We start from the raw sequence: 19,204 nt of genomic DNA, 5'->3' as shown, positions 1-19,204 counted from the left end.
CTAGCGCGTATATTCGCCAGCGGCTTCGGGCTGATATTCAACCGCCAACAAGGTCAGTTTGAGAACCTTGCCATTGGGGCTGGTCCAGTCGATATGCTGGCCAACGCTCAGGCCCAGCAAAGCGCTACCGACTGGCGCAAGAATCGAAACCTTGCCTTCACCACCAGCATCTTGCGGATAGACCAGGGTGAGGTGGTAATCCTTGCCACTGCTCTCTTCGCGACAATGCACGCGCGAGTTCATGGTAACGAGGCCCGCAGGCACTTCGTCATGACCGATAACATCTGCACGATCGAGTTCAGCCTGCAACGCGACAGCACCTGGGCCAAAGTCGTCGAGGCCATCGAGCAAACGTTCGAGACGCTGCATGTCGAGGCGGGTAATGGTGATTGCCGGTGCGCTGCTCATGGTGAACGCTGTTCTCCTTGAAGGACGAATCTTGAGCCGAAGCCTAAAAAAGCAAAAACCCCGCCAGAAAGACGGGGTTTTTAACAAGTGATGAAGCTGAACGTACCACAGCCAATTAAATAAACAAGACCACCAAGGGACTATGTGAAAACCTGGTAGCCTCGCGGTACAGCGTCAAACCAGACGATATTCTGATTTAGACCCACTATATTGGCCTACCTGCTTGCCCCTCTTCACCGATGGCCGCCCAGCCATCAGCCATTGGCCTGCAACAGCCGTTGGCTGGCGCGCTGGCAGATGGCCAAGCGCTGCTGGGCATCGGATTCATTCCACGCACGAATTTCATCCAGGGTTCGGCCACAACCCAAACAGGTATCGTCATCATCCAGGCAGCAACGGCGCTGGCAGGGCGACTCGATGCGCACAGGCGCGGCAGCCAGCGGTTCAGAGCTCATCGAACTCAAGGTCAGCGCCCGATTGTTCCTGGGTAATACGCACCAGCATCTCGCCGAGCAGCTCATCGCTGGTATCGCAAATCCAACGCTCGCTGGGCTGGTCATAATCGAAGTGGAAACCGCCCGACTTGGCCGCAACCCACAACTGGCGGATAGGTTCCTGGCGGCTCAGGATCAGTTGACTGCCATTCTCGAAGCGCACGGTCAGCACTCCTGCCGAGTTTTCCAGATCAACATCCAGGTCGCTGTCATCAAAAATATCTTCTATCGCTTGCTGCGTAGCATCTACCAGGTCGTGAAAGCGGGCTTCGGTCAAACTCATTGCAAAATACCTCAGGAAATTCGGAGCGTGCAGAACATTTAGGTGAAGACCGAGGTGAAAAATTCGACGTCTATTAAAGATGCGTCCTGCATGTCGAGGCGGCTTCGCTGATTCTGGCGCTGCCATCATTAAGACGGTCAAGTGTAAGGTGCCAAAGGCCCAATGTTGAGCCAGTTTTGATTGCTTGTCAGCTTTGCTGGCATTTTAACAACGTCCGTCGCGCGAAGCACGGTACTCATGGGGGCTTTGCCCGGTCCAGCGGCGAAAGGCTCGCGCCAGGGAGCCGGTTTCGCTGAAGCCAACCAGATAGGCGATCTCACTCAACTCCAGCGCAGGGTCGGCCAGGTACTCAAGCACCATATGCTTGCGCGTTTGTTCAAGTAGTTGGTTGAACGACAATCCCGCGTCACTGAGTCGCCGTTGCAAAGTGCGCGGGCTCATGGCCAATTGTTCGGCAATCTGCGCCAACTCGGGTGCGCCTTGCGACAATTGCCTGACCAACTGCAGGCGCACCTTGTCCAGCACGCTATTACCCAGCTTTATATCCGCCAGCAGACGGTCGGCGTAGGCATCAAACATACCGCGCACTTGCACATCGGCCTGGCTCAACGGGGTGCTGAGTAACCGCTTGGGAAAGACCAGCGCGTTATCGGCCTGGTCAAACAGCACCGGGCATCGGAAAATCCGTTGATGCTCACGGGTATCGAGTGGTGCGCTGTGCTCAAAACGCACCTCGGTCGGAGGTGTCTGTAGACCGCTGATCCAGTGACCGAAAGTCATCCAGCCAGCCAAGGTTTCCTCGCTCAACTGCCGGGACTGCTGTTTCAAATGCGGCCGCCAGCTGTGTGCAACCTGTGCTTCGAGACCAGCCCGCGCGGGTTCGTCGGCCAGGTCAACCTGGCCCAGGTTCCCCACCAGCGTGGCGTAGCGTGCCTGGCGATGCAGTGCATCAGCCAAGGTCGCACAGCTCATGATCAAATAACCCAGCACGCCATAATAGCCGGGGCGCACCGACTCGCCGACATGCAGGCCAAGGCAGTCATCGCCGGTTGCGTCGACACCGAACTCAAGGAGCTGGAGATACAGCTGCGCATCAATACGCTGGTCGCGCTGAGCCAGTAGCTGGGGGCTCAACTTGAGCTGTTTGAGCAACTTGTCCACAGGCTGGCCCTGGCGCTCAAGGTAATCGAGTAGCCCTTGTAGATATGCAACCGAGACTGAGCTGGTGAGCGCTGCAAGGGTATCCATTTCGACTCCTGTGGCTGAACGTTTGGCTGCCTGGCCCGGTTTTCCTGGCCCCGAGCGAGACTGACGGCGGCTCTGCTGGCAATACGACGCCCTGTGCGCATGGCTTTTTTAGCGCATAGGCAAGCCGCCGGGGGGCCGGTATACTCCTGCTCAATAGTGTTTTTTTACAAGGATTTCCACATGAAGCGGCTGCTTACTGCCCTTATCGCGATCGTCGCTGTCAGTTCTGTGCTCTCAGGTTGCGGCCAAAAAGGCCCTCTTTACCTGCCAGACGAGACACAAGAACCTGCAGCGCAAACGGAATAAGGACGCTATATGAACGCCTTCAACTACCGCGACGGCGAGCTGTTCGCGGAAGGCGTGGCGCTGTCCGCCATTGCCGAACGGTTCGGTACGCCGACCTACGTTTACTCGCGTGCGCACATTGAAGCGCAATATAAAGCCTATGCCAATGCCCTGCAGGGCATGGAGCACCTGGTCTGCTTCGCGGTAAAAGCCAACTCCAACCTGGGTGTGCTCAATATACTGGCACGCCTCGGCTCGGGCTTCGATATTGTTTCCCGTGGCGAGCTTGAACGCGTCCTGGCAGCCGGCGGCAGCGCCGACAAAATCGTTTTCTCCGGTGTCGGCAAAACCCGTAGCGACATGCAGCGCGCGTTGAGCGTTGGCGTGCACTGCTTCAACGTTGAGTCCACCGACGAACTGGAGCGCCTGCAAGAAGTTGCCGCGCAAATGAATGTCACAGCCCCCATTTCGCTGCGCGTGAACCCGGACGTTGATGCTGGCACCCACCCGTACATCTCGACAGGCCTCAAGGAAAACAAGTTTGGTATCGCCATTGCTGACGCCGAGAACGTCTATGCCCGCGCCGCAGACTTGCCAAACCTGAAGATTATTGGGGTCGACTGCCACATCGGCTCGCAGCTGACCACCCTGCCACCGTTTCTCGACGCCCTTGATCGCCTGCTGGTTCTGGTCGATCGCCTGGCCGAACGCGGCATTACGCTCAAGCACCTGGACCTCGGTGGCGGCCTCGGCGTGCAATACCGTGACGAAGAGCCGCCATTGGCGGGTGACTACATCAAGGCCGTACGCGAGCGCATTGCCGGGCGCGACCTGGCCCTGCTGTTTGAGCCAGGTCGCTCGATCGTGGCCAACGCAGGGGTGTTGCTGACGCAGGTCGAGTACCTCAAGCACACCGAACACAAAGACTTCGCCATAGTCGATGCGGCAATGAATGACTTGATCCGCCCAGCGCTTTACCAGGCGTGGATGGATGTAGTCGCGGTTAAACCGCGCGAAGGCCAAGGCCGCAACTACGATATCGTCGGGCCGATCTGCGAGACCGGTGACTTTCTCGCCAAGGATCGCCAACTGGCACTGGCCGAGGGCGATTTGCTCGCCGTTTGCTCAGCCGGCGCTTATGGTTTCGTGATGAGCTCCAACTACAACACCCGCGGTCGTGCCGCCGAGGTGGTGGTGGATAATCAGCGCGCCATTGAAGTACGAGCCCGCGAGACATACAGCGAACTCTATGCAGGCGAAAGCCGTCTGCCGGAGTAACCCCATGTTATTGCGCTTTACCAAAATGCACGGCCTCGGCAATGACTTCATGGTCCTCGACCTGGTCAGCCAGCACGCGCACATTCAGCCCAAGAACGCCAAGCAGTGGGGCGACCGCTTCACTGGCGTGGGGTTCGATCAACTGTTGCTCGTCGAGCCGCCAAGCAATCCGGATGTTGATTTTCGCTACCGCATTTTCAACTCCGACGGCAGCGAAGTCGAACAGTGTGGCAACGGTGCGCGCTGCTTTGCACGCTTCGTTCTGGACAAGCGACTGACGGCTAAAAAGCAGATTCGGGTCGAAACCAAAGGCGGCATCATCGAACTGAACGTGCGCAACGACGGCCAGATTACCGTGGACATGGGCCCGCCGCGCCTGGTGCCGGAACAGATCCCGTTTCAGGCTGACGCCCAGGCGCTTAGCTACCCGGTTGAAGTCGATGGCCAAACCCTTGAACTGGCAGCCATTTCCATGGGTAACCCCCATGCGGTGCTACGCGTCAACAACACAGAAACCGCCGATGTCCACGGCTTGGGCCCAAAGCTTGAGCACCACCCGCGCTTCCCGCAAAAGGTTAACGTTGGCTTCCTCCAGGTGATTGATCGCCAGCGCGGCAAGTTGCGCGTCTGGGAGCGGGGCGCTGGTGAAACCCAGGCCTGCGGAACAGGCGCCTGCGCCGCTGCGGTAGCCGCCATCAGCCAAGGCTGGATGGATTCGCCCGTGCAACTGGAGTTGCCTGGCGGCAAGCTCCTGATTGAATGGGCAGGCCCCGGCCAGCCCGTTATGATGACCGGACCCGCCGTGCGCGTATACGAAGGACAAGTTCGCTTATGAGTGACCAGCAGGATTCACCGAAAACGCTCGACTCAGCCACAGTGGCCGCTTACCTGCGCCTGCACCCGGAGTTTTTCATCGACCACGATGACTTGATTCCCGAACTGCGCATCCCGCATCAACGTGGCGACACCGTCTCCTTGGTCGAACGTCAGGTTAACCTGCTGCGTGAGCGTAATATCGACATGCGCCACCGCTTGTCACAGCTGATGGATGTGGCTCGCGACAACGACCGCCTGTTCGAGAAGACCCGCCGCCTGGTTCTCGACATGCTTGACGCCTCCAGCCTTGAAGAGATCGTCAGCTGTGTCGAAGACAGCCTGCGCAGCGAGTTCCAGGTACCGTTTGTCAGCCTGATCCTGTTCAGCGACAACCCGCTCCCGGTCGGCCGCTCAATGAGCAGCAACGAGGCGCATCAAGCCATTGGCGGCTTGCTGGCGGGTGGCAAAACCATTTGCGGTGTGTTGCGCGAGCATGAACTGGCCTTTTTGTTCGGCAAGAGCGAAGCCGCCAACGTTGGCTCGGCGGCAGTGGTGTCCATCACTCATCAGGGCACCCATGGCGTCTTGGCCATTGGCAGCGCTGACCCGCAGCATTACAAAAGCTCCCTGGGCACCCTGTTCCTTGGCTACATAGCCGAAGTACTGGCGCGCGTACTGCCTCGCTTCGCCACCCCGCTTCGCTCGGTTCGCTAGGCGACTCAAACGCAGGGCGCGCGGCGCATCAGGAGTCAACATGCAAGCTCGCATCGACGCCTACCTCGAACACTTGCGCAGTGAACGCCAGGTCTCAGCGCACACGCTGGATGGCTACGGCCGCGACCTGGGCAAGTTGCTGAGCTTTTGCCAGCGTGAACAACTGGCTGACTGGAACCAGCTCGACACCTCGCGGCTACGCCGCCTGGTCGCCCACCTGCACATGCAAGGCCAATCCAGCCGCAGCCTGGCACGCCTGCTTTCGGCCACACGCGGGCTGTATCGCTACCTGATTCGCGAAGGCCACTGCCAACATGATCCCGCCAGCGGCCTGATGCCGCCCAAGGGCGAGCGACGCCTGCCGAAAACCCTGGATGCCGACCGCACCGGGCAACTGCTTGACGGCGCCGTGGAGGACGACTTTATTGCCCTGCGCGACCAGGCCATGCTCGAACTGTTCTACTCCTCGGGCCTGCGCCTGTCCGAACTGGTCAGCCTTAACCTGGACGGGCTCGACCTGGCTGCGGGGCTGGTTCGTGTGCAGGGCAAGGGCAACAAGACCCGCGAACTGCCAGTGGGACGCATGGCTCGCCAGGCCCTGGAAAACTGGCTGCCAATGCGCGCCTTGAGCTCACCCGCTGACGGCGCGGTGTTCGTCAGCAACAAAGGCCGGCGCATTGGCGCTCGCGCCGTGCAGTTGCGAGTGCGCCAAGCCGGGGTACGCGAGTTGGGGCAAAATCTTCACCCGCACATGCTCAGGCACTCATTTGCCAGCCACATGCTGGAGTCGTCGCAGGACTTGCGAGCGGTACAGGAATTACTCGGCCACGCCGATATCGCCACCACCCAAATCTATACCCACCTGGACTTTCAACATCTGGCCACGGTGTATGACAGCGCTCACCCAAGGGCCAAACGCAAAGGCAGTAGTGAATGACCATCAAGCTAATCACTTTTGATCTCGATGACACCCTCTGGGATGTCACTCCGGTCATGCAAGACGCCGAAGCCGCCCTGCGTAATTGGCTGACCATGTATGCACCAAAGCTGGGCGCGGTTCCGGTTGAGCACCTGTGGGAAATCCGTAATCAGTTGCTGGCACAAGAGCCCGCCCTGAAACACCGCCTGAGCGAGCTGCGCAGGCGTATCCTGCTCAATGCCTTGCTAGGTGCCGGCTATGTCGAGAAAGAGGCTTCAGCGCTGGCCGAGACCGGATTCCAGGTGTTTCTGGATGCCCGCCATCAAGTGGAACTGTTCGCCGAAGTGCATCCGACCCTCGAAGCTCTGGCCAGCCAGTTCCAGCTCGGCGTGATTACCAATGGCAATGCCGATGTCCGGCGCCTGGGCTTGGCCGACTACTTTCAGTTTGCCCTGTGTGCCGAAGACCTGGGGATTGGCAAACCCGATCCCAAACCCTTCCAGGAAGCACTCAGGCACGCAAATGTCAGTGCAGAGTTAGCGGTACATATTGGCGATCACCCAAGTGACGACATCGCCGGTGCGCAAGCTGCCGGCATGCGCGCCATCTGGTTCAACCCACTCAACCGGACATGGCCCGAGCAGCCTGCCCCAGATGGCGAAATCAGCAGCCTGGCGCAATTGCCCGCCCTGCTTAACAGCTGGTTAAAGCCCTCGGGGAATTGATATCCAGCGACAAAAAAACCTGCACAAGGCAGGTTTTTTTGTTTCGGCGACCACTCAGATAGGGCGGCTGCCGTATTTGCTGTCGGGCTTTTTCGGTGGGTCAGAAACCACATTGGGCTCGACCTCTTGCACCTTGCCGCCACGAGCCAGGAACTCTTCCATGGCCTGGGCCAGGGAATCACGGTCCTTTTGCTTGGCTTCGACGCTCGGCAGGTCTTCCGGATCTATCGCAGCCTTGGCTTTCTTGCTTTTGCTTTTGCCGGAAGGCGAAGAGATATCGTCATCGCTATCGTCATCAACACTTGGATCACCATCGTCAGACGCAGCAAGATCCTCACCGTCGTCCTCGTCAGCACCATCCAACTCTTCTTGTTCGAGATCTTCGTCGCTCATGTTCAGCCTCATGAAATGCGAAAGCAGATTAGTTATAGCCCAGCTGCGTAAATTTCGTACACAGCCAGCAAAAATTCAAATGCCCTTGCCTGACAAAATCGCCTAGCACGCCCTTTGCCAGTCAGCCGGGCTGAGTGCAGTCACTGCAAAAAGACTGTACCCAACGGCGCGCATTCTAGCGTGACTCCAGAAAAAGCAAAGTAAAAGTAGCAGATTTCACGGCGTTGTTTAACAGCTCTGAATTGAAGACAAAAAAGCCCGGCTGCGCTATCTACTCAAGGTAAATTCGCTAGCCGGGCTGATAGGTTACTGATCTTGCGCGCCCCGTTATCTAATGCATGTTATTGAACGGGCTGTGGCGCGCAGATGCGTTGTGGAATCAAGACTTGGTAAATTCCGGATAGGCTTCCATACCGCATTCGGCAATATCCACGCCTTCGTACTCTTCTTCTTCGCTGACACGCAGGCCAATAACGGCTTTGATGATGGACCAGACAATCAGGCTGGCAACAAATACCCAGGCGAAGATCGAAGCAATACCCAGCAGTTGAGCACCCAGGGTTGCATCAGGGTTGGTCAGGCAAACAGCCAGCAGCCCCCAAATACCGCAGACGCCGTGCACCGAGATTGCACCCACCGGATCATCGAGCTTGAGCTTGTCGAGGCCGATAATGGCAAATACCACCAGTACGCCGCCAACTGCACCGATCAAAGTGGCTTGCATGGCGCCAGGGGTCAGCGGCTCAGCCGTGATTGCAACCAGGCCAGCCAGTGCACCGTTCAGTGCCATGGTCAGGTCAGCCTTGCCGAACAGGATGCGCGCAACCAGCAAGGCTGCAATCAAGCCACCGGCAGCGGCCATGTTGGTATTAACAAACACCTGGGCAACAGCGTTGGCATCTTCAATGGTGCTCATTTTCAACTGCGAACCACCGTTGAAGCCGAACCAACCCATCCACAGGATGAATGTGCCCAGCGTTGCCATCGGCAAGTTTGCACCTGGAATCGGGTTGATCTGGCCGTTAGCGCCATATTTGCCTTTACGCGCACCCAGCAGCAGAACACCTGCCAGAGCCGCTGCAGCACCCGCCATGTGCACCACGCCCGAACCTGCGAAATCGAGGAAGCCCGCAGAGTTAAGGAAGCCCGCGCCCCACTTCCAGAAACCCTGTACCGGATAGATGAAACCAGTCATCACCACCGCAAAGGCCAAAAACGCCCAGAGCTTCATGCGCTCGGCAACCGCACCGGAAACAATCGACATGCAGGTAGCCGCAAATACCACCTGGAAGAAGAAGTCCGAACGCAGCGAGTAATACGGCGCGTCATCGCCACCTGCGAGAACAGCCTCAGGGGTATGCTCGCTACCGATCAGGAAACCCAGGCTTGGCAGGATGCCGCCTTCCGGGCTGGAATACATGATGTGGTAACCGATGACCAGGTACATGACGCTGGCAACCGCATACAACGCGATGTTCTTGGTCAGGATTTCAGTGGTGTTCTTGGCACGCACCAGACCGGATTCGAGCATGGCGAAACCCGCTGCCATCCACATCACCAATGCGCCGCATATCAAGAAGTAAAAGGTGTCAAAACCGTACGTCAATGCTGTCAATGCTGTGTTGTCCATATGTCACCTCGTGCCGTGCGCCTTATCAATAGCGCTATTCGGTTAGGGCGCCCGTGAAGGGCGCACTCTGTGTGCTTACAGGTTGTAGCCACGCTCGTTGTGCAGGGCGAGATCGAGACCAACAGTCTCTTCCTCATCGCTGACCCGCAGCCCCATTACCAGGTCGATTACCTTGAGGATCACGAAGGTCACAACCGCGGTGTAGACCAGGGTGAAAATCACGCCTTCAAACTGGATCCAGAGTTGTGCAGCGATATTTTCAACTTCACCAAAACCGCCCAGTGCAGGTGCTGCAAACACCCCAGTGAGCAATGCACCGACAATCCCGCCGATACCATGCACGCCAAAGGCGTCCAGCGAGTCGTCGTAGCCGAGCTTGCGTTTCAGGCTCGTAGCGCAGAAGAAACAGATCACGCCCGCCGCCAGGCCAATAACCAGCCCGCCCATTGGGCCTGCGGTGCCAGCCGCCGGGGTGATTGCAACCAGGCCAGCCACCACACCCGAGGCAATCCCCAGTGCGCTTGGTTTGCCGTGTGTGATCCACTCGGCAAACATCCAGCCCAGTGCAGCGGCAGCCGTGGCGATTTGCGTAACCAGCATGGCCATGCCCGCAGTGCCGTTTGCTGCAAGCGCCGAGCCTGCGTTAAAACCGAACCAGCCGACCCAGAGCATGGCCGCGCCAATCAGGGTGTAACCCAGATTGTGCGGAGCCATTGGCGTGGTCGGATAACCCTTGCGCTTGCCCAGTACCAGGCACGCCACCAAGCCAGCTACACCAGCGTTGATGTGCACGACAGTACCGCCCGCGAAATCGAGCACGCCCCAATCCCACAGCAAGCCGCCCACGCCGCCCCAGACCATGTGCGCCATGGGCGCATAGACCAAGGTGAACCAGGCAGTGATGAAGACCAGCATCGAGGAAAACTTCATGCGCTCGGCAAAAGCACCGACGATGAGTGCGGGGGTGATAATGGCAAAGGTCATCTGAAAGGTGATGAACACGCTTTCAGGAACCGCTGCGACCAGGCTGTCAGCCTGCAAACCGCTGAGAAATGCCCTGGACAAGCCGCCCACAAAGGAATTGAAGTTAACAACACCTTCTTCCATGCCTGTGGTGTCAAACGCCATGCTGTAGCCATAGATGACCCACAGCAGACTGACTAAACAGGTGACGGCAAAGCACTGCATCATCACGGACAGCACGTTCTTGGAACGCACCATGCCGCCATAAAACAGTGCCAGGCCAGGAATGGTCATAAACAGTACGAGCGCGGTGGCAACAATCATCCACGCGGTATCGCCACTGTTCAGTACAACCTCGTCGGCCATCGCAACGCTAGGCAAAACGAGGGACAAAAGGGCTCCTAGCCCTGCGATTTTTCGCAGAGTCATGGTTTAACTCCTGGGGCGGGGTTCGGTTTTTTTGGGGCTTAAATCGCGTCGGTATCGGTTTCGCCGGTACGAATGCGAATGGCCTGTTCCAGATTAACTACGAAAATTTTGCCGTCACCGATCTTGCCGGTGTTGGCAGCTTTAGTGATGGCTTCGATGACGCGATCCAGTTGATCGTCAGCAATCGCCACGTCGATTTTCACTTTTGGCAAGAAATCGACCACGTACTCAGCACCGCGGTACAGCTCAGTGTGGCCCTTCTGGCGACCGAAGCCTTTGACTTCAGTGACAGTGATGCCCTGCACGCCGATCTCCGACAGTGACTCACGGACGTCGTCCAACTTGAACGGCTTGATGATGGCAGTAACTAGCTTCATGTAACTCTCTCCCGTGTAAGGTGGACTTGCCCCAGGAATTGCAAACCCGAGCCAAGTCTAAGCGCAGTGTCTGGCTTTTGTAATGCATTGGCTGCTCTAAAGCGGCAAAACCAATACCCACCAACCGCTCCTGACGAAACACTCCTGTGCCCCGACTCACGCACCGGAACCGCATCAGTGCATCTCTCATCTGGAGCTAAGCAGAAAGCTTGCCAAGCATCATAAATCTGCTTAATTTCATGCACTTAGGTGCTTCTAGAGGCAAATCGCCAGGATTTTCGGCGATTTAACGCACAATAACGGTGCAGCACCATCGGGCGCAGCGCGCAATAATCGTGCAAGTGGTAAAAGCTGTTGCCTCGACGCTGCGTGTTACACTTTCAACCTACCGCTACCGGATGCTAATCATGTTGCCACCCAAAATCCTCCTCGACGCCCTCACCGCCGGCGCCTCGCGCCTGTTCAATGGCGATACGCCGTTGCCACGCGCTGAGTTCGAGGCGCAATTCAAAGCACTGATGCAAAGCGGATTCAGCAAACTGGATTTGGTCAGCCGCGAAGAGTTCGACAGCCAGATGGTAGTCCTGGCCCGCACCCGTGCACGTTTAGAGGCACTCGAAGCCAAGGTCCTTGAGCTAGAAGCCAAAGAGTCCCAGCCCGCCACCAAGCAGTAACCCCTCTAGACGCTTCCCTTGGCCGCAAGGCCTCTGTGCGTGCTCCTGTCCAAAATTCGGCGCCCCTCGCCACTTTTAACTGAAGGTGCCGACTGCGAGTGCACGGCGCTGAAAATCTTAACAATTCTTGCGAACAGCCCCTGCTCGCTACGCCCCTGAATAAAATCAACTTTCAACATCAGGCCTTGATAGCAGATGGATCTGTGCGGCCCCGATGCGCCTCGAAGATAACGACAGAGGAAGTCGATTATGAAGCGGACTACAAAAGACAACGCCCCCCTGACCTTTAACCTAAGGGCAGGACGCCAAGGCAATGCTCTCCAGAGCGTCTCATTCAGCGCCCTGCTGGTCTTGGTCCTTGGCGGCTCCAGCAGCGCCTATGCAGCCTGTGTCAACCGGCCAGGAATAGGCGCCACCGAAGGCTCGACCTGCACCAGCGCCGGAACAAGCTTTAGCTCCGATACCATCAATGTACCAATCCGCAGCAGCGCCAAAAGCTCGCTGACGCTGACCGCTCCAGAGGTCAGCGCCGAGGTTTTGCCAAGTACGCCTGATGGTAATCGCGCCGTGGTATTTGCCCGCGATGCTGCCTTGAATATCGAAGGCAGCCTTACCGGCATCCTGAACGGCGCAGAAGGCACCGAAACCGGTCAACTTCTACGCTCGACCCTGGGCGGCTCGATTGTCGTCGGCGGCGATACCCGCCTGATCACCACCCAGGCGAATGCCATCGCGATTGACGCCAACCGAGGCAACATTTTGCTTAAAGGCAACCTCGATGCCGTCTCGCGCGGGCGCGCAGGAACCAGCAATAAGGCTGCGGTAAGACTCGGGCAGGGTTTACGCGCAAGCAACGGCGCAAGCATCAGGGTTCAAGGCGACACCCAGCTTGATGTGGTCAGCCGCGCGATTGAAGCCAACGGCACACCAGGCTCACAAATCGAGCTGACCAACCTCAAAAGCCGCTCCGAATCCTTTGGCATTATTGCCACCGGCGAGGATAACGCCGTGGTGGTCACCGGTGAGCAGGTCGATATCCAGGTCAGCGGCGACAACAGCGAAGGTATATACGTCGCCGAAGGTGCCAATGTGATCATCGACAGCGCAGGTGGCAATACCCGCAACGCCAAGGACTCGACAATTGTGTTCAATACGCCCGGCGCCAGCCTGGCCACGCTGGGCGATGCCTCAGACGCCTTGCGCGTACAGAACAGCAACGGTGATTCACGCATCCTGATTGGCGCAGGCACTATTACCACCGGCACCGCCAACAGCGGCTATGACTCCGAGGGCGCTTTCGCGCTGGTCCGCGGCGGCCCGGGCGTCGCTCAAGTCGACATGAGTGGCGGCAGTATCCTCACCTTTGCCGAAGAAGCCGAAGGCATCGCTGTTCAGGCGGATAACAACGCTGCCAGCAGGATCGACAATGACAGCATCATCAACTTCAGCGGCGGCAGCGTCACCACCAGAGGTAATAGCGCCGTCGGCTTGCTGGCGCAGAGCGATCCGTTGAGCAAAGGCAATGTCACCATCAACCAGTCTGGCGGCAGTGTCACCACCAGCGGCACCGGTGAACGGCAGCAGCTTAGTCACGGGATCCTGGCTGAAGCCACCGGCTCAGGTAACAGCACCATCAACCAAAGTGGTGGCACGGTCAGCACCACGGGAAATGGCAGCCATGGCCTCTATGGATACTCGATTAGCGGCGATGTGAACATTAACCAGAGCGCAACGGCGAGCGCTCAGGCCAGCGGCGAAAATGCTTCGGCGCTGGTGGCCGAGGCCGTATCGCCAGAGCAACGCTATGCAATCAAGGCGGCCGGCACATTGATTGGCGGCAGCGGCCAGGGCGCAGGCATCAGAACCAGCACCCAAGCCAACGGTAGCCTTGAGCTTGGTGCAACGGCCAAGGTTAGCGCCGCCTCGGGAATCGCCATTCTCGACGGCAGTGGCAACAGCACTATCACCAGCGCGGGCACTATCACTGGAGACATACTCACCAATGCCGGCGACGACCAACTGAACCTGTTGGCCGGCAGCGTGACCAACGGCAGCGTCATCATGGGCAAGGGCGACGACCGCACAACCATCGAAGATGGCGCAGACATCACAGAAGTCAGTCTTTTCGATGGTGGCGAAGGGGTGAACGACAGCCTGAGCTTTGCCGGTGGCGAGCGAAATATCGCTGCGGATAGCCTGCAGAACTGGGAAGCAGTGGTTCTCGATGCAGGTGCCCGCATCAACTTCGACTCTCCAGGTCTCAGCGTTGGCAGCAGCGACAATGCAACAGAGCGCGGGCTGATCATCAATCAGGGTGCAACCCTGCGCGCCCGCCAGTCGAGCTTTACCGTCAGCGGCGACGTGAACAATAGTGGCACCATCGACCTGCAAAACAACAGCGCAGGTGATCGTTTTGTCATCGCAACCAATCCAGGCGACGCCTCCGGCAATTACCACGGGCAAGACGCCAGCCTGAAAATCGACACTGTACTCGGCGGCGATAACTCGCCAACAGACAAGCTGGTGATTCAGGGCGACTCAACCGGCAGCACCAGGCTTAGCGTCAACAACCTCGGTGGCAGCGGCGCCCAGACCGGCAATGGCATCGAAGTGGTGCAGGTCGCCGGAAACTCAAACGGGGTCTTCGCACTCAATGGCGACTACATTACCAAGGACAACCAACAAGCCGTTGTCGCCGGCGCCTATGCCTACACGCTGCACAAGACAGAAACTGGCGACTGGTCCCTGACCTCGGCCATTACCGCCTCCCCCGATACTCCTGTCGATCCGCTGGTGCCAATGACGCCGAGCGAGCCGCGCTATAGCCCTAGCGCTGCACTCTATCAACAATATGGCCAAGCGTTGCTCGACATGAACAGCCTGCCGACCATGCAACAGCGTGTCGGCAATCGCTACTGGCATGCCGCCGACGGCACAGCTCAAAGCCGTACAACCACCAGTATTGACGGCGAGCAGACCTACATCGAAAACGGCGCAGGCTGGGCCCGTGTGGAGGGCAGCTACCAGCGTAACAGGCCCAATGCCGGAACGATCGATGCCGACTCAACAACCAATCGCTGGAAAATGCAGGCTGGCCTCGACGCCTTGCTGAATGAAGACCAACAAGGCAACAAGCTGATTGGCGGGCTAACTGCGCACTACGGCACCTCGTCGTCCCAGGTTGAATCGTTTTTCGGGGATGGCAATATCGACAGCCGTGGTTATGGCGTAGGCCTGACGCTAACCTGGCTGCAGGAAAATGGTTTCTATATTGACTCGCAAGCCTCGGCAAACTGGTACAAAACCGATATCGACTCTGACGAAACAGATCGTCAGTTAGCCTCGGACAATGATGGTTTCGGCTACGCCTTCTCGGTCGAGAGCGGCAAGCAACTTAAGCTCAACGAAACCCTGAGCCTGACGCCCCAGGCACAGTTGATCTACTCCAAAGTTGATTTCGACAGCTTTACCGATGAGTTCAACACCCACACCTCATTGGACTCTGCCGACAGCCTGCGCTCACGCCTGGGTGTTTCGCTGGATCATGACAGCCGTTGGCTGGACGATACCAACAAGATCCGCCGTAGCCATGTCTACGCAATCAGCAACCTGTACTACGAGCTCCTCGATGGCACCCAGGTTGATGTTGCCGACGTAAAGCTTAAAAATCGTCCAGAGCGGCTCTGGACTGGCCTCGGCGTGGGCGGAAGCTACAACTGGAATGAAGACAAGCTCTCGCTCTACGGCGAGGTGTCTGTCGACTCATCCGTGAATAATTTCGGCGACAGCACGGCCGTCAACGGCACCGTCGGCATGCGCCTGAGATTTTGACCCTTAGTCACCGATAACGAAAAACGGAGCCCTCAAGCTCCGTTTTTTTATTGCTCAACACCGCTGCATAACTGAACTAACCGGTTGCGCACCACTCCAGCGCAACCTGCTACGCTCGAAATATCGCAGGAAGCGATAGCCCAGACTTCAAGGAGCGAACGATGTCACTGGCCATAGTCCACAGCCGTGCCCAGGTGGGTGTTGATGCGCCAACTGTCACCGTCGAGGCGCACCTTGCCAATGGTTTGCCATCACTGGCATTGGTCGGTTTACCCGAAACAGCGGTAAAAGAAAGCAAGGACCGAGTACGCAGCGCCATCCTCAACTCTGCATTTGAGTTCCCACCACGGCGAATCACGCTCAATCTGGCCCCGGCCGATTTACCTAAGGATGGTGGTCGTTTCGACCTGGCAATCGCCTTGGGGATTCTCGCCGCAAGCGGGCAAATACCGGCAAGCGCACTTGAAGATATCGAATGCCTGGGTGAACTGGCGTTATCCGGAGAAGTTCGTCCGGTCCAGGGAGTATTGCCGGCCGCCCTGGCTGCTCGGGCCAGCGGACGCACTCTCGTGGTGCCCAGTGCCAACGCGGAAGAGGCCAGCCTCGCTTCCGGCCTGAACATAATTGCAGCCGAGCACTTATTGCAGCTGGCTGCACATTTCAATGGCCTGGAGCTGATTGCGCCATACCAATCACAAGGCCTGCTGCGCCAGCCCCAACCCTACCCGGACTTATCCGAAGTTCAGGGCCAGTTGACGGCAAAGCGTGCATTACTGGTGGCTGCTGCCGGCTCCCACAACCTGCTCTTTAGTGGCCCGCCTGGCACTGGCAAAACCCTGCTCGCCAGCCGCCTGCCCGGTTTGCTGCCACCCCTTGACGAGCAAGAAGCGCTGGAAGTGGCAGCCATTCATTCAGTCGCCAGCCACAGGCCAATGACCGCCTGGCCACAACGACCTTTTCGCAATCCTCACCACAGCGCATCCGGTCCGGCATTGGTCGGCGGCGGCAGCCGGCCACAACCCGGCGAAATAACCCTTGCTCACCATGGCGTGCTGTTTCTCGACGAACTGCCTGAGTTTGATCGCAAGGTCCTTGAGGTATTGCGCGAACCGCTGGAAAGCGGTCATATCGTGATCGCCCGCGCTCGCGACAAGGTGCGCTTCCCGGCCCGATTCCAACTGGTTGCGGCCATGAACCCTTGCCCCTGTGGGTTTCTTGGCGACCCCAGCGGGCGCTGCCGTTGCAGTAGCGAGCAGATTCAACGCTACCGGGCCAAACTCTCCGGCCCGCTGCTCGACCGCATTGATTTACACGTCACTGTGGCCCGCGAGGCAACAGCCCTGCTTGTACCTGAAAGCACCACCAGTGAAACCGCCACCAGCGCCGCCCATGTTGCCAGCACCCGTAAACGGCAAATGCAGCGCCAGGGCTGCGCCAATGCATTTCTGGACCTGCCAGGGCTGCGCCAGCACTGCCCGCTGCAGGCGGCGGACCAGCTATGGCTGGAAACCGCCTGCGAGCGACTGGCCTTATCCCTACGCGCCGCTCACCGCGTGCTCAAGGTCGCAAGAACCCTGGCCGATCTTGAGGGCGTCGCAGACATAAACCGCCAACACCTGGCCGAAGCCATGCAGTATCGCGGTCATGCCTAGACCTAACGCAGTAGCCATATCGGCCTGGCGCTACTGAAAACGCCCGACCTCATTGCGCAGCTCACCCGCCAGGCCATCAAGCTCGCGGGCCGTTTCGGCCAGGTTGGAGATCACCTGGTGCTGCTCGTTATTGGCCAGGGCGATACTTTGCAGATTACTGCTCAAGGCCGTAGCGGTGCTACTTTGCTCTGAAGTGGCTGTGGTAATAGAGGCAAACTGCTCTCCGGCCATGCTGGTCTGCTCGGCAATTTGCGCCAGTGCCTCCACAACCCGAGAATTGAGCTGCAAGCCTTCGTTCATCAACGACTGGCCTTGCTGCATGGTGCTGATGGCAGTGGCTGTTTCAGTCTGGATACTGCCGATCATGCTGGAAATTTCTGTTGTCGCATCACGGGTACGGCCTGCCAAACTACGGACTTCATCAGCAACCACGGCGAAACCACGACCTTGCTCCCCTGCGCGCGCTGCTTCAATCGCTGCGTTGAGAGCCAGCAAATTGGTTTGCTCGGCAATCGAAGTGATCACGCTGACAATACCGCCGATCTCCTGCGAACGCAGGCCCAAAGTATTGATAACCGCCGATGTAGCATCCAATGAATGCGCTATTTGTTCCAGCGCCTTTGACGCCTCGTCCATCGAGCTGCGGCCGATGTTGGTCTGCTGTGCGTTATCACTGGCCAGGCGTTCGGTCTGGCGCATATTGTCGGCGATATTCAGGGATGTTGCACTGAACTCCTCGACCGCACCGGCCATACTGGTGATCTCGCCCGACTGTTGTTCTATCCCTTCATAGGCGCCGCTGGAAAGTCCCGACAATGCTTGGGCGCGGCTGCTAACGGCCTGGGCCGAGCTGCGAATACGCGAAACCATGCTCGCCAGCGCTTCACCCATTTGGTTGAAACTGGTGGCAAGGTCACTGATTTCATCATTGCCACTAATGGTTGAACGTGCACTCAAGTCACCAGCTCCCAGCGCGTGAGCTTGCTTGACCAACTGGCCAAGCGGTCGCAATTTACGGCGCAGCAACCAGATCACCGCACCAACGGCCAAGACCAGCGCCAGCAGGCTACCAATCGCCAGTTGCCAACCGAGCGACCAGGTCACGGCCTGGATTTCAGCCATGGGCATGCTCGCCACCACTTGCCAACCGCCAGCGCTGAAAGGTGCGCTAACGCTGTAGAATTCTTGCTGGCCATCACTCCAAACCATGCCCTGGCTTGGGTTGCTGGAGTGCTCTATCAGTTTCGCCGGGGCTGAATCGGCCTTCTGCGCAGCGAAAGGAGCAACCAACCATTTGCCGCTGGAATCGAAGATTGCCAGTGAACCGGCCTTGCCAATGCGGAAGTTCTTCAGCGCAGCAAACTGATCGTTTTGCGTATCGGTATAGTCAAAGCCGACAAACAACACCGCAATCACTTGCCCCTGGCTATCGGTGACCGGTGTGTACTGGGTCATGTAGGCGCGGTCGAACAGCAATGCACGGCCCACATAACTCTCGTTCTGGAGCAGGCGCTGGTAGGCTGGATGATTGTGATCCAGCGCTGTGCCGATGGCACGACTACCGTCCTGCTTGGTTAACGAGGTGGTAACCCGAACAAACTCGGAACCGTCGCGGACAAATACGGTGGCCACCCCGGCGGTCAGGTTCTTGAACTCATCAACGCGCTCAAAGGCATTGTTCAGCAAGTTGCCGTCGGCATACAACGCAGGCGTCTGCACCCCGACCACGTCTATTCGCTCATCGGGTTTAACCACCAGCCCCGAGCTGTAGCGCTTCTCGAACAGGCCCGCGAGGCGCTGCGTGCTCTCAAGCAAACTAGCGTTGAAGGTCGCTAACTGGTCAGCCATCAAACGCGACTCGCTGGCCAGGTGCTCTTCACGGATCGCCACGTTGGCATCACTCAAAGAGCGCAAGGCGAACACAGTGCTGAGGCTAATCAACACAGTCAGGATAATAGCCAAGGCCAACGCCAGCTGCCGAGTGATAGAGGAACGAGAGGGGTTCATGAAAGCTCCGACAAAAAAATACACCTGAGCACCCATAGCAAAGGATGCATCACTAGTCTGTCGGCTTAATCGGCCCCG

17 protein-coding genes and 2 pseudogenes are annotated in these 19,204 nt (G+C 58.1%); 9 read left to right on the top strand and 10 right to left on the bottom strand.

The genetic code is table 11. The features are described from left to right. From rnk to CHB79_RS13130, 4 genes are all read right to left on the bottom strand, one after another. On the bottom strand, nt 1-408 hold the full coding sequence (rnk, locus tag CHB79_RS13145) for a nucleoside diphosphate kinase regulator (RefSeq protein ID WP_010489291.1): 408 nt from the start codon (nt 406-408) through the stop codon (nt 1-3). 254 nt (nt 409-662) lie between these two features. Then, on the bottom strand, nt 663-863 hold the full coding sequence (locus tag CHB79_RS13140; protein WP_089360237.1) for a DUF1289 domain-containing protein: 201 nt from the start codon (nt 861-863) through the stop codon (nt 663-665). Beyond that, entirely contained in the window at nt 853-1,185 is a 333-nt protein-coding gene (gene cyaY / locus CHB79_RS13135; protein WP_010489287.1) for an iron donor protein CyaY, read from the bottom strand. The genes CHB79_RS13140 and cyaY overlap by 11 nt, the downstream gene beginning before the upstream one ends. Nucleotides 1,186-1,389: 204 nt before the next feature. After that, nucleotides 1,390-2,433, bottom strand: coding sequence for an AraC family transcriptional regulator (locus tag CHB79_RS13130; RefSeq protein ID WP_089360236.1), 1,044 nt, complete (start codon nt 2,431-2,433; stop codon nt 1,390-1,392). A 180-nt stretch (nt 2,434-2,613) separates the two neighbouring features. On the opposite strand from CHB79_RS13130, the gene lptM reads away from it, so the two are divergent. Genes lptM through CHB79_RS13100 form a run of 6 tightly spaced genes read left to right on the top strand, consistent with a single transcriptional unit; the run spans nt 2,614 to nt 7,170 of the window. Then, nucleotides 2,614-2,739, top strand: a complete 126-nt coding sequence (gene lptM, locus CHB79_RS13125) for an LPS translocon maturation chaperone LptM (RefSeq protein ID WP_010489282.1) — start codon at nt 2,614-2,616, stop codon at nt 2,737-2,739. A gap of 9 nt (nt 2,740-2,748) precedes the next feature. Next, complete coding sequence (lysA, locus tag CHB79_RS13120; RefSeq protein WP_089360235.1) at nt 2,749-3,996, top strand: diaminopimelate decarboxylase; 1,248 nt, start codon at nt 2,749-2,751, stop codon at nt 3,994-3,996. A 4-nt stretch (nt 3,997-4,000) separates the two neighbouring features. Further along, nucleotides 4,001-4,831 (top strand): diaminopimelate epimerase, encoded by an 831-nt coding sequence (dapF, locus tag CHB79_RS13115; RefSeq protein WP_089360234.1) that lies wholly within the window; start codon nt 4,001-4,003, stop codon nt 4,829-4,831. Beyond that, on the top strand, nt 4,828-5,526 hold the full coding sequence (locus tag CHB79_RS13110; RefSeq protein ID WP_089360233.1) for a DUF484 family protein: 699 nt from the start codon (nt 4,828-4,830) through the stop codon (nt 5,524-5,526). Before dapF ends, CHB79_RS13110 begins: the two co-directional genes overlap by 4 nt. A gap of 40 nt (nt 5,527-5,566) precedes the next feature. Next, nucleotides 5,567-6,463, top strand: a complete 897-nt coding sequence (gene xerC / locus CHB79_RS13105; RefSeq protein ID WP_089360232.1) for a tyrosine recombinase XerC — start codon at nt 5,567-5,569, stop codon at nt 6,461-6,463. Continuing rightward, on the top strand, nt 6,460-7,170 hold the full coding sequence (locus CHB79_RS13100; protein ID WP_089360231.1) for an HAD family hydrolase: 711 nt from the start codon (nt 6,460-6,462) through the stop codon (nt 7,168-7,170). The genes xerC and CHB79_RS13100 overlap by 4 nt, the downstream gene beginning before the upstream one ends. Before the next feature lie 54 nt (nt 7,171-7,224). Here the strand turns inward: CHB79_RS13100 and sutA are convergent, their stop codons facing one another. The 4 genes from sutA to glnK form a co-directional block, all read right to left on the bottom strand. Next, nucleotides 7,225-7,563, bottom strand: coding sequence for a transcriptional regulator SutA (gene sutA / locus CHB79_RS13095; RefSeq protein ID WP_089360230.1), 339 nt, complete (start codon nt 7,561-7,563; stop codon nt 7,225-7,227). Between the two features lie 379 nt (nt 7,564-7,942). Continuing rightward, on the bottom strand, nt 7,943-9,193 hold the full coding sequence (locus CHB79_RS13090; protein ID WP_089360229.1) for an ammonium transporter: 1,251 nt from the start codon (nt 9,191-9,193) through the stop codon (nt 7,943-7,945). Nucleotides 9,194-9,268: 75 nt separating this feature from the next. Continuing rightward, complete coding sequence (locus CHB79_RS13085; protein WP_089360228.1) at nt 9,269-10,585, bottom strand: ammonium transporter; 1,317 nt, start codon at nt 10,583-10,585, stop codon at nt 9,269-9,271. A gap of 38 nt (nt 10,586-10,623) precedes the next feature. Then, nucleotides 10,624-10,962, bottom strand: a complete 339-nt coding sequence (gene glnK, locus CHB79_RS13080; protein WP_003096476.1) for a P-II family nitrogen regulator — start codon at nt 10,960-10,962, stop codon at nt 10,624-10,626. 407 nt (nt 10,963-11,369) lie between these two features. Here glnK and CHB79_RS13075 point away from each other — a divergent pair, with 407 nt between their 5' ends. From CHB79_RS13075 to CHB79_RS13065, 3 genes are all read left to right on the top strand, one after another. After that, nucleotides 11,370-11,636, top strand: coding sequence for an accessory factor UbiK family protein (locus CHB79_RS13075; protein WP_010489219.1), 267 nt, complete (start codon nt 11,370-11,372; stop codon nt 11,634-11,636). A gap of 249 nt (nt 11,637-11,885) precedes the next feature. Then, a complete protein-coding gene (locus CHB79_RS13070) occupies nt 11,886-15,467 on the top strand; it encodes an autotransporter outer membrane beta-barrel domain-containing protein (RefSeq protein WP_089360227.1) in 3,582 nt (1,193 codons plus the stop codon). 161 nt (nt 15,468-15,628) lie between these two features. Further along, nucleotides 15,629-17,119: a YifB family Mg chelatase-like AAA ATPase gene (locus tag CHB79_RS13065; protein ID WP_089360226.1), complete on the top strand. Its 1,491-nt coding sequence runs from the start codon at nt 15,629-15,631 to the stop codon at nt 17,117-17,119. Between the two features lie 30 nt (nt 17,120-17,149). Here the strand turns inward: CHB79_RS13065 and CHB79_RS22425 are convergent. Together CHB79_RS22425 and CHB79_RS22420 are read right to left on the bottom strand one after the other, a co-directional pair. Next, nucleotides 17,150-17,737: pseudogene (locus CHB79_RS22425) on the bottom strand (methyl-accepting chemotaxis protein); the annotation flags it as partial. Nucleotides 17,738-18,007: 270 nt separating this feature from the next. Then, nucleotides 18,008-18,967, bottom strand: a pseudogene (locus CHB79_RS22420) (Cache 3/Cache 2 fusion domain-containing protein); the annotation flags it as partial. Nucleotides 18,968-19,204: the final 237 nt, after the last annotated feature.

It is taken from the genome of Pseudomonas segetis (assembly GCF_900188155.1).
GTDB lineage: Bacteria > Pseudomonadota > Gammaproteobacteria > Pseudomonadales > Pseudomonadaceae > Aquipseudomonas > Aquipseudomonas segetis.
The sequence above is the reverse complement of the archived record's forward strand: the minus strand, read 5'-3'. Positions and strand labels throughout refer to the sequence as shown.